Source organism: Cohnella sp. LGH (assembly GCF_017671885.1).
GTDB classification, from domain to species: Bacteria; Bacillota; Bacilli; order Paenibacillales; family Paenibacillaceae; genus Cohnella; species Cohnella phaseoli.
Map to the genome: position 1 here is coordinate 8,259,920 of NZ_CP072117.1, position 11,997 is coordinate 8,271,916.

The 11,997-nt window shown below is 51.8% G+C and carries 5 protein-coding genes; 2 read left to right on the forward strand and 3 right to left on the reverse strand.

Features of this window, described 5'->3' with window-relative positions; all coding sequences use genetic code 11:
• Positions 1–12: 12 nt before the first annotated feature.
• The 3 genes from J4772_RS34060 to J4772_RS34070 all read right to left on the reverse strand — a co-directional run bounded on the left by J4772_RS34060 (position 13) and on the right by J4772_RS34070 (position 8,924).
• On the reverse strand, positions 13–5,136 hold the full coding sequence (locus J4772_RS34060) for an S-layer homology domain-containing protein (RefSeq protein WP_209073263.1): 5,124 nt from the start codon (positions 5,134–5,136) through the stop codon (positions 13–15).
• Positions 5,137–5,384: 248 nt separating this feature from the next.
• The gene (locus J4772_RS34065) at positions 5,385–7,712 is read right to left on the reverse strand and encodes an alpha/beta hydrolase (RefSeq protein WP_209073264.1); all 2,328 of its coding nucleotides are present in this window, start codon (positions 7,710–7,712) and stop codon (positions 5,385–5,387) included.
• Between the two features lie 45 nt (positions 7,713–7,757).
• The gene (locus J4772_RS34070; protein WP_209073265.1) at positions 7,758–8,924 is read right to left on the reverse strand and encodes a DUF3900 domain-containing protein; all 1,167 of its coding nucleotides are present in this window, start codon (positions 8,922–8,924) and stop codon (positions 7,758–7,760) included.
• 153 nt (positions 8,925–9,077) lie between these two features.
• Between J4772_RS34070 and J4772_RS34075 the strand changes: the two genes are divergently transcribed.
• A complete protein-coding gene (locus J4772_RS34075; protein WP_209073266.1) occupies positions 9,078–11,036 on the forward strand; it encodes a dihydroorotate dehydrogenase in 1,959 nt (652 codons plus the stop codon).
• A gap of 111 nt (positions 11,037–11,147) precedes the next feature.
• Positions 11,148–11,801 carry a transporter family protein gene (locus J4772_RS34080; protein WP_209073267.1) on the forward strand — a complete coding sequence of 218 codons (654 nt, stop codon included), beginning with the start codon at positions 11,148–11,150 and terminating at the stop codon, positions 11,799–11,801.
• Positions 11,802–11,997 lie beyond the last annotated feature (196 nt).

The window sequence follows — 11,997 nt, forward strand, 5'->3', positions numbered from 1 at the left end:
GCTTGAAGCTTGCTATTGCGATAATTGCTGCAGGAGGTTGGAGATAACCTGTACGGCCTCCGCACGACTTGCATTGTCTTTTGGCGCGAACAGGTTGCCGTTGCGGCCCTTCATCAATCCGAGGGAACCTGCTTCGATTACCGACGTTTGAGCCCATTTGCTAATTTCGCTGGAGTCTTTGAATTCGGGAGCAACCTCGGACGAATCTGCCTTAAGCGAAACTTTGTAAGCATTCATAACCATGATCGCCATCTGTTCCCGCGTGATTTGCTCCTGCGGAGCAAACCTGCTGTCGCTCAAACCTTTGATGAGCCCGTGCGCATATGCCGCTGCCACAGCTTCGGAATACCACGCATTCCTCGGCACATCTTCGAATGCTGTGGACACAGCCGCCGGTTTGAGGCGCAGAGCCTTAACCAGCATCGCCGCAAACTCGGAACGGGTAACTTTTTTCTCCGGGGCGAATTTCGTATCGGTTACTCCGTTTACAATCTGTTTCGCCGCCAACTCCTGTATAACTGACAGCGCCCAATGCTTGGCTGCCACGTCCTCGAAGTTTTTCTTAATCTCAAATACGCCATACTTGCTGAAATGGCTTAATTCTGCGACAAGCTCGTTGCCTTCCCATCTTCCGCCGATATACTCTAATTTCCCATTATCGGCGATATAGTAGATGCCGGTTAAGCGGCGATTCGCACCCGGATTTACAGGAAATCTTACTGTGATCGGGGTTTTGAAGGAGGAGAGCAGCTTCTCTTCTCCGTTTTTCCCTACGACAGCAAGCTTAAGCTCATAAATCGGACTGAAAACCGCCACCCCTGTACTCGGATCGGAGGCCAGGCCGCCTTGAACCTCCGCTGGATTCAGCTGAACGGCCGTCAGCCGCATGCTTGCATCCGAAAATCCGCTTGTACTTTGCAATTGCGACAATTGAGCCAGTACTTCAGGAGGCAGCGAAACGATCGCATCTCCAAACCGAACCTCCAGATCGTTCTTTCCGACCAACTCGGTAATTCGAGCGGGTAGAACAACGATAGTCTTGTCTTTCACATCGATCAAAATCTTCCCATCCGAGGCTGCTGGAATATCTCTGTTTGTCAGCGTAACGGTATTCTCATCTTCGGAATTGAAGGGCATGGGGCCACCGCCGATTCCACCGCAAATCCCCGCACATGCGGTGCGGACGGTTAATGATTGGCTTGCGGCAGATAGATTGCCCTTAGCGTCGTACGCCTTGACCGTAAACGAGTATGGCGTATTCGCGGTCAATCCCGTTACTTTATAGGCTGTGGCTCCGCTCGTCGTACCGACTTGGCTGCCCCCGATATAGATTCGGTACCCAGCCACCCCAAATGCATCGGTAGACGGATTCCATGCCAGAGTTACGCTAGTTGCATCAGTTTCTGTTGCGCGCAGCCCGGTCGGAGCGGTAGGTGCAACTGTGTCATCCCCAACCGTAAACGACTTCGTTAGTTTGAATTCTTCGTCGACGCCAATAGGGAGGCTGAATATTAACGTATATTGTCCGTCTGATAGCAATTTACGAATAACAATATCGTCTTGCCAGTTCATTGATTGCGCAGCATAAAGGGTCAAGCCGCTGCTATCTTTGATTTCAATTTTAGCCCATACTGGGTAGAAATAACTCTCAAAAACATTCTCCCCCACCTCTATCAATCTCATTGATCCGCTTAACAGTTCTGGACGAATAACGAGTTGCGTAGCACTATCCTGATCTCTCGTCATGGAAACAATGCTCAAGTTTGAAACAGCCGGGTCTGGCTTCCCATCGAAAGCGATCGTCATGTCCTTTGTAATATTTAACTGTTCTCTGGTTTTCCAGCTATACAACCATCGCGGACCGCTGCTTGAGCTTTTTAGCGTATCTACCGCTAGCCACTGGTTTCCTTCGGCGACAATCAATTTGTTAAGCTGTTGCGATGTACTGTACGGATAGTATCCCCCGAACAGCCCCGGCAAGCTTAAATCTAAACTGCTGGAAAATGACAGGAACGGCAATGCATTTTTAAATTGAACCGCTCGTTTAGGCACATCCGTTACCGCAGCCTGATGTGTAACAGGATCCACAGAAATATGATTGACCAAGCTATATCCGATATTCGTTCCGTTTGTTCCCGTCATTTGAAAGATAAAATCTCCCGGAACGGCAAGCATTTCTGAAAAGGAATGTGCGTAAATAGCGAAATCGCTATAGCCTTCCACTGGCGCGACAAGTTGTGCATTCAAGTAGGAAGCTTCTTTCGGTACTCCAACCTGCTTTATCGAAACTGCTGCCAAATCGTTCGGAATGCCGATTTTTGTTAACGCAAGAAGCTGGCTTCCCGTTAAGCGAAGCGAATTGTAGTAGGTAGAGTACTCATACGATCCCTTCTTGGATAATGTGAGCGACAATAATATTACGTACTCCTGATTAACTACAATCTGGTCGGTACCGTACATTAAGAAATTTCCTGAATGATCAATATTGGCCCAGAGCTTGCTCTCATTTCCCACGGCATCTTTAGTTCTGACTTCCACCGTGTTAAATCCCGGTGTCCTATACGTATATCCCGTTGGAATATCAATCGGAATCAATAGCTTACCCGATCCTCTTCCGTCTTCAACCTGTATGTTTATTTCTCCGTCGAGCTTGACCACGTCGTTCGGGAATAGCTGAGTTTCCAGTTTCAGCGAATAGTTGCCGGGAATCGTCGGCACGTTCAACTCTTCCGTGTGCCCTAAACGAGTATACCAGTGCTCTCCCACCGGTTGGTTTCTCTCATCGTAGAGCTGGTAGATCAGAGTCGGCGCACTTGCGCTTGCTCCACCACTCTGGTAGGGATCATCAGATAGAGATGCCTGCCGATAAACGAAGGAGTCTTCCGATTTCTCCACAATCATACTTGTCTCGCCCTCTTGACTGTGTACATTAAAAGCGAGGGGCTCTTGAACGGCCTTGTGATTAACGATACTCCTTTGCGAGTCAACCTTAGAAACGTCATAGAGATAATTGTTCTGCTCGTCATTGAAATCATTGTACACGAGCAGATTCACTTGACCGGTATGGGACCAATAAGAATTATAAGAACTAAACTGCCTGCTGAAGGAAAACTTTGTGTTCCCGTCTATCTTCGCGTATTGCTCAAACGAGTATCGGTATTCACCCTTCGTTACAGAATAATAAAACCAGTCGCTTACTCCTTTAGAAACATACCACGATGAGCGAGGAGCGCTGTCCCCAATCGACACGACCGCATCCTCAAAACCGCTCGGAGGCTGAACAAAAGCCAAATTTGCAGTGAGATCTACCGTCCCGCTTGCAGCGTCAGCGATTGCTCTCTCATCAGCGAAGTAGTACCCTGCTGTCGTATTCGTTGGATAAATCGTTCCGTACACAAGAATACGATCCGTTGTACTGACATAAATTTCAGCTTTAAGCTGCTTGTTCAACGTGAGCGGAATTGGCCAAGTCGACGATCCGCTTATACTTCTCTTGGCTGCAAGGTGAAGCACGTCCCCTTCAGAAGCAGGAGGAGCTGAATACGTCAACTTCTTTAATTGCTCTTTTTTAAGATCTAGGGCAGACGTTGCGGATGTAACCGTTTGATGATAATAGACACCACCAGCTTGCCCTCCAGCGCTTTTTCCGGTCACGACAATGTCGTACTCTTTGCCCGATCTCAGATATTGACTCGGTATAGATAATTTACCGTTTTCAGAAGCCGCCGCCTGATATTGTAGATACGTGTAAAAGTCCGTTACTCCGTTATTGGCTTCCTCAACGTAGGGCAGTTGTTTCTCATACAGGAAAACCTGCCCATCTTGCAGCGGCTGCCCACTCTCATTCTGAGCAGAAATCGTAATTCCTTTAGGTGCTCCGGTATCTTTGCCGACAAAAATAAACTCCCTAGTTGCCGTGTAGTCCTCGGATTGGCCATCAATGCTGACAACTGCCTCCAACTCGTACTTGGCGCTTGGCAATTGTAATTCGTTTATATGATATAGAGAAGCCCAACTCGAATTGATATTCTGCAACTCCTGAACTCGCTCTCCCCGTTCGTTCTTAATGTAAAACTTCGAACTTATCGGTGACGATAACGGCGGTCCATCAAACCAACGGAAATCATTAAGCAGAAAATCTCCACTCTTTATTTGAATTGTGGCGTATACGTTGTTGCCTGCCAGAGTCATACTATCAAATTCCAGTATAAGCTTATCTGATAGACTTAACTGAATAGCTTCCGTAGCCGTAATAACAGTTTCCCAGTCGTAGCCAATCCCATTCTCTATTACGGAAATGACTATCTGATAATCCGAAGGCGTTAGATACAACTTATTGATTCCAACGAAATTACCACTCACCCCCCTAATTCGAACGGCTTCGTTAGTCGGAAGAATAACTTTGACGGTTGGCTGAAGTTCATCTTCATCCACCTGAAGTGCCATATTGCTTTGGACTTCGATTGTATTTTTGATGAAGTATCCGTTATCCCCTTCTTTTCCGCTAAAGGTATAGCTTAACTTCCCCGGCTTCATCATGAACTTATACTGAACTGGATAAGATGGATTAAACCACATTCCCGCCTCAGGCACGTTCATTCCTACCGGTAGAAAAGATATTTTGATATCCGTGAACTCAGAAGGCAACGCCACAGTCGGACTAACCTCCACCGCTGTCTCAGCAATCGGCCAATCCGTCAAGCTGAGCAACTGTTGACCGTTTAATTCAAGCTTATCAAAATAGGTGATAATAGTATCTGAGAAAGAATCCGTCGCCCTATAGGTCGACGACAAATCTACCGTGTAGATCGATTCTGGTTCAATAGGTAACGCTTGAACATTTAAAAACCCATCGTTGAATGGGATTGATCTCCATTGCCCATCTGAATCCAGCTTATTTAAGCTCGCATATCCATTATGTAACTGATACCCCGGGATCTCCCCTAGCTTAATTATCCCGGACGCAACCGAAGCCACGCTCGGAGCAGCATCCGGAAGCGGAAGTTGCTGATCATCCACTTGCATCGGAGCCTGATTCTCTGGGACTTCAATTGTCCCTTCCGCCCCGGCTTGTGGAACAATCGTTCCGATTGCCAAGCAGACAAGCATCATAAAAGCGAGCAGCTTTCTCCTCATTCGTCTGTTCATTCTCTTTATCCCAATCCCTTCCGTTATTAATCGCCTATGAATTCCAAAATTGCCCAAACAAACTGTGAATATTGTACCATAAAAGTTTCCAAAAGTATGGGTATAAAGATCGAAAACGGTCGTATTTTTGTATATTTTTCTATTATTTCCGAAAATAAAATAGACACCCATCTCTCCCTGCTTTTCCACCAGAGAAATGGCTGTCTATTTGGCAATCCTATAACCTTAATTAAGGCTCACTCCGCCGCTCCCTCATCGGTCATCCAACCGACGCTATCCAACATTACCTTCCCCGGCCCCTCGTTAAAATGAAAAGTAACCCGCTCCCACTCACTTGGATCGAAGTCGGGGTTCTCTTCTACGAAGTCCTTCAACGAAAGCTCATACGTCTGATAGACCGGCTCCTCCGCGTCCTTGAACTTTCCGTCGGCCACAATTGGCTCCAGCGCAGGCAGCCAGGTGAATTCCGTCTCTACCTGCGGCTCGGCTTCCATGAACTGTTCAAGCGGCAGTCTGGCCGAATTACCGGAGCGATCCTCCAGCTCGATGTCGATGGATAAGCTGGACTCCATCGCTTCCTCAATAGCCTCCTCCAGGGCCTGAGGCTGCTCCTCTCCACCCTTGGCCTCCAACGTTTCCTCCAGCTCTCGCCCCCTATTCGCCAAGGAAAACATCAACAAATCTTCCTCCTCGGGCTTCTCCTCCAGGGAGGAGCCGATGACGATCGTGTAATCGCCTTCCTCCTCCCACCCCAGCTCGACTCCTTTATCGGCTTTGCCCTCTCCCTGACGATCAAGCGCATTCGCATGCTGCCAATCGGTCAGACCGCTTGCTTCGGCCGTCACTCCCCAAGCCGGCTGTTCACGATCCTCTCCCGAGAAATCGGCCAACATTCTGAAATCGTCGTTCTCATATTGGTTAAAGTATCGCGTATCCGGAAGATAAGCCGAAGCCGCCCTGTAGTCCCGAAACAAAGCATCGTACTCCCGCGACTGATGAAGCGTTGCTTCCGCAAACGCGGACACGTATAGCTTGGCGATGCCACGCTGTTCCTCGGCAGGAAGCAGCTCCTTGGGCCGAATAAATAAACCGCCCGGCATGGAGTTGTCCGAGCTTCCCCAAGTTGTGTTGAATTGGCTGTGATTCGCATCCTCGATATAGAGCGAAGCCTTGAATGCTCTACCGTTACCGGAAAATGTCGCTCGCCCATACTGGCGATCGCCATAGAAATTCACCAGATCAGCGTCTTTGGCGCCCTGCAGCGTCAAGTAAGAAACGTCCCGCAGCTGCGGACGTTCCCCATCCACCTCCGCATCCGTAGGAGCCAGCGCAATCACGGCTTGAATTTCGTAAGAGTCGCGATCCGGCAGGGAGGCATCGCCCGCAAACCAGCGGTCGGCATCCGCAGCCATAGCCGCGGCCTGCCCCCCGCGAGAATGCCCGAGCAGCGCAACCCGATCAAAATCGATTCGACCGTAGAAAGGCGAGCCCTCATCCGTCGAATACGATTGAAGAAGTCGGATGTGCTGCAACAGCAGCCACGCTCGCAGCTTTATATCCTGATCCGGAATGCCCGACCAGACGGAATAATTGAAGAAATTCTCGTCGACGGAAACAGCCGCAATTCCCCTGCTCGCCAGCAGCTCCCCCAAGTATCCGTAGCCTGCGTCGGAGAAATCCTCCATCAGGTGATTGCCGTGCACCATCAGCATCACCGGGTACGGCCCGGCCCCTTCGGGCAGCCATACTCTTCCGTTCAGCGGCAGCTCGGTCTCGTCGAAGCCCCAAAATTGCTGGCGCAGCCACGGCCAGCTCTCGATATAGGCGGAAGCGTCGACGGACGGGGACGCCAGCTCCGCCTCCTTCCCGAACTCGGAACGATGCTTGTCCTTGCCGCTCCCATAAGTGAAATTGCGATAATCATTGCGTCCCGGCTGCGACGGATCGGAGAGAAGCAACGATGAGGCGCGCACTTCTGGCTGGCCGGAAGCTCCCGCGTCCGTCGCCTCGTCCGCGTCGGAAACGGCGCCGCTGGGCAGCAAGGATGGAACTTCTGTCATAACAACCAACGCAGCAATCGCAGCCACTACTCCGAGCGCAATTCGCCTGTTAGGAGGACCTCTCCTAACTACGAGTCCGACGAGAAGTCCGAAGCCCGCACTGATTAATGTAGCCGTCAGAGCAAACGCCAGAGAAGTCTTCCAGCCCAAACCCGAGAAATAAAATACGAAGTACGCCAGCACCCCCGTATAGACCGCCCCGCCCACCGTAAATCGCGGAACCTTGTCGGAGCCCGCAAGGGCGAGAAGCGCCGCGACGATCCCTGCGGCAAGCCCCATTCCCGCTGCGTTCAACAGCAGCGCCGCCGCAATATCGAACGTTCTGCCAAGCCCTGTCGGCATACCGAGAACGGAGACGGAGACCGCTGCGCTATTAAACGCGCACATTGCAGCCAGCGCATACTTCCAGCCCCCTCGATCCCGCTCGATCAGACGGGCCAGCTTGAGCTTTGTTCGTATGGCTCTATTTTTTCTTGCGTGAAATTCAACATATTCAACCTTCATAGTAAGCTTCGCCTCGATAGAACAGTTTCTCTCTCGAGCCGCCGATCAATCCAGAGAAGGAGCCTCGCCGCTCGCCCTTCTTCGCACTCCGTTGCCGACGCGTTGCAGCACATCCTGCATCTCCTCCGGATGAAGGAGCTCGATCGGCGACACGCCTTTCTCGAACTGAAAGGAATCCCCTTCGATCAGCACGACGTACCGTCCGTTCATCTTGGCGATATGGATGTTGCCGCCGTAATCTTCCATATGCCCTTTGATCAGAATGTCGTCCAGCTTGAACCGCAGCTCCAGATCCGGCTGAAGCTCCACAAGCTGCTTAGTCGCTTCCACGACATGATCGTGGGACCATTTTTCCTGAAGCTCGCGCTTCTCCCCTGCCGCCCAGACGTCGAACTGCTGCTTCTCCTGTCTCATGGCCGCCACTTCTTCCGTCACAGGCGCGCCCGCGACCTCTTCCTCCGCTTCCGGACCCGCGTCGTAATACGGAATATCCGCAGCCTGCCACTTCGTCTCCATATACTGGTGAACCATCTCCATCACCTGGTCGGCGACGATCTCCGGCTTCGACTTCTCGTAGCTGACATACTTCAGGAAATCCTCGAAATAACGCGCGTGGGAAGCTTGATGGATTTTGAGCTCCCACTCCTCGACCATTCCCTCCTCGGGCATATGCGGGTATTGGATCGCTTTAATGTTTTTGGCGTTGATCGCCATCTCGACCTGCGTAATCAGGCTGCGTTCATCGGATACCCTGGCGATCTTCGACTCGAAGTCGCACTTGAACAGGAAGAGGAACGGATCGTCATAAAGCTCGTTCAGCTTCGCAGTCGCCATGACAAACGCGCCGCCGCGAACCGAGTTGGTGTCCATATATAACCGTAGCACGTCGTCGCTGAAATTGTGAAATTCCACCTTGTCGTTCGCGGTGCGCAGCCGTTGGAAAAGGTTATAGTTCGGGTTGCTCGTCAAGTCGTAGCCCGGCTCTACGATAAACCTTCCGATCTTCGTCGGCACGTTCTCGGACACCGCGTTAATCTCGGCTTTGCGCTTGGCGATTCGCTTGAACTCCCCGTCAAGGAACGCCTTCAGCTCGCTATCCTGGTATTCCTCGTGCGTTAGCGTCTGGTAATGCTTATATTTCTTGGGACCGTCCGGATCGGAGCCCTCATTGTGAATAACGAAGAACGATAAAAATTGCACGGAGAATTTCATGTCGTACGCCGATCTCCCATCGCTCAAATAGATTATTATAGCCTATACGAATCTTATCAGGTTCAATATCGGACGACAACCTCGCCGCTCCGCGGCCCGCATCTTGCCGAATATGGTATACTTTTGCTGACCATGAAACAGGGAGTGGATAGCGTGCCGGATTGGTCCTATCAAACTTTATTTAAGCCTGTCCTGTCGCGGCTGCCGTCCAGAATCGCCCGCGGCTTCACACTTGGCGCAATGGGGCGAATCAGCCGGATTCCGGGCGGAACGTTCCTGATCAAGACGCTTGGCCATATGGAGCCGTCTCCCTTGCTGCAAGATAGAATCGCGTCGCTTCCTGTTCAGACCCCTCTAGGGCTGTCCGGGAGCGTTGATCCTGCGGGAATTGCCCACCGCGCGCTGTCGCAATTCGGATTTGGGTTCATCGAGATCGGTCCCGTCACCGTACGCCCGGTCGTCAGCGAAGAGCCGATCGTCAACGAACGGACATCCGGAACGATCATGTATCCGCAGGAATACGAGAATCCCGGCCTAGTTCGCTCTCTTAGCATGCTGGATAAGTCCAAAGACGGCTTACCCCGGTTTGTTCGCATAGCGCCGGAACCCCGTTCTTCTTCCGATCAGGCAATCGAACAGCTGCGCCTTCTCGTCCAAGCCTTCTCCCTGACGAAGGTTGCCGGCTTTTATATCGAAGCTTTGGCCGCTGATAGCAGCCTGGAGGAAAATCTCGCACAAGTCCAACAGTTCTCGGCCTTCATTCGCAGCATGCCGGAAGCTCCTTCACAGCTATCGTTTCTTTATATCCCGCTGGATTTTCCGAATGCGCAGCTCCAGCACATATTGCCCGTCATGGATCGCGGGCTGTGGACCGGCTGTATGATCGGCGGCGCTCTTCGAAAACCCGGAGGCGCCGCTCAGTTCGGGCTGGAAGGAAAGTCTCTCGCATTGGAGAAAATCAGGCTGATTAGAGAGTGCATCCCTGCGAAAAACTGGCTGATCCATTCTTCCGCAGGCATCCACGAACCGCAGGACGCCGTCGAAACGCTTCGGGCCGGAGCCGATCAGCTGCTGCTAAATAGCGGACTCGTCGACTCGGGTCCGGGGCTGCCTAAGAGAATAAACGAGGCCGTCATTCATGAACGGTTATCCGGCACGCCCACCCCAGTGCCTCCCTCCTTCTGGAAGCACTGGGGATGGATGTGCCTGCTCGGCTTAGGAATGATTTTCGGAGGCGTCGTCGCTTGGCTAATCGCCGAATCCTCCGTGCTGCTCCCATACGATGAAGATTACCTGGGCATGGCGCGCGACGAGGTAGGACGGATTAACGAGCATCTGCTTCACTTTATGTCCCACGACCGGATTACGTTGGCGGGAACGATGATTTCCATCGGCATTCTCTACTATAGATTGGGCAAATACGGGATGAAATCCGGCCAGCATTGGGCGCGAACGGCCGTATTGACCTCCGGGGCAGTTGGTTTTCCAAGCTTTTTTCTCTATTTGGGATATGGGTTCTTCGATCCGCTGCATGCGGCGGCGGCGCTGATCCTGCTGCCGATGTTTCTGCTCGCTATGCGCCGCAATCCCGATCAACCGCTGCGCGAGCCGGTTAATCTGCGCAACAGCCGGGAATGGCGGCTTGGTCTGTGGGGTCAGCTTTGTTTTGTCGCATTGGGCGTCTCTCTCAGCGTTGGCGGGCTCGTCATTGCAGGCGTCGGCGTGACCAACGTATTCGTACCCCAGGATCTCGCTTTTATGGGCGTGACTCCGGCCGAGCTCAATGCCGCCAATCCGAAGCTGATTCCCCTGATCGCTCACGACCGGGCGGGATTCGGCGGCGCTTTGTTTTCAGATGCGGTCATGCTGCTCATTGTCGCGCTATGGGGAATTCAGCAAGGGCAGCGCTGGCTCTGGTGGACGCTGCTTGCCGGCGGATCGCCGGCGTTCATCGCCGGATTAAGCGTTCACTTCAGCATCGGCTACCGGGATTTTATCCATCTGCTTCCCGCTTACTTCGCGGCAGCGCTTTACGTTGCGGGGCTAATTCTGCTCTATCCTTATTTGATGAAGACGTCCGCCTCTCGAGCGATAAGGCTGCAAAAAGCATGACGGTAACGTGACAAAAACAATGACGGCGGTAACTTACTACCATGACAACGAACGGACTATAATACTCCTCGAAGGATACAATCGAAGTAATCCAAAGGAGATCATGTTAACATGAAAAAAACGATTCGTTTCATGGCCGCCGCTGCGCTTGTATGCGCCTTGACGGTGCCAACGCTTGCCCATGCCGCAGAAGGCCCCCCGGCATCAAGCGCTCTTAAAGCCTCGATACAGACGGAAGGCGGCTTTGCCGCCGTTCAGATCGAGAAACAAGTATATGTGTATGACAAGGACGGCCAATTGTACCAGACAAAGGGCAAGGATCGCATCGGAGAGCTGAAAGACTTGTTCGTTCTCCCATACGGCCCGATGCAGGTCCCGATGATTCTGATTAAGAACGATAAAAACGGCTATATGGTATTCAGCGACCTCTGGCCGGAATTCGCCAAGGGCAAAGAAACGGATACGGTTGACGCCTACTACAGCGGACGCATTCATGCCGCGTCGCGCGATAAAGTCGTCAGCAGAACCGGACATCACTATGCCGAGAAGATTGGCGATGAGGTCGTGGCTTATACCGCCAACGATTTTTCCGATCTGAAAAAAGGCTTCCACGAATCGATTCGGGTCAAAGGGGAACTGCGAGGCTTGATTCTGTTCGACTGCTGTCCGTACCTTGTCGTTGACGACGGCAAAGATACTCTGTCCGTTTACCATGCGGGAGAAAATGGCGCAGAGCTGGCCAGCTCCATCGAGTTCAAGTCATAGGATACTACGGATAAATCAGCTGCGGCCGGCCTACTAACCGGCAACCGCGAACAAGCGGCTTCTTTATCCGAATGCCGATAAGCCCTCTCGTTCCGAATCCAGCGAGGGGGCTTATTTTGTTGCGTTGGGAGGCCGAACGTGAACCACACCCGAATAAAATCTTACCGTTACCGCATCGGCAAAAATCAATACATCG

Bases quoted from the DNA above. Each gene is read 5' to 3' on its own strand.
- J4772_RS34060 (WP_209073263.1), bottom strand. From the start codon at position 5,136: ATGAGGAGAAAGCTGCTCGCTTTTATGATGCTTGTCTGCTTGGCAATC.
- J4772_RS34065 (WP_209073264.1), bottom strand. From the start codon at position 7,712: ATGAAGGTTGAATATGTTGAATTTCACGCAAGAAAAAATAGAGCCATA.
- J4772_RS34070 (WP_209073265.1), bottom strand. From the start codon at position 8,924: ATGAAATTCTCCGTGCAATTTTTATCGTTCTTCGTTATTCACAATGAG.
- J4772_RS34080 (WP_209073267.1), top strand. From the start codon at position 11,148: ATGAAAAAAACGATTCGTTTCATGGCCGCCGCTGCGCTTGTATGCGCC.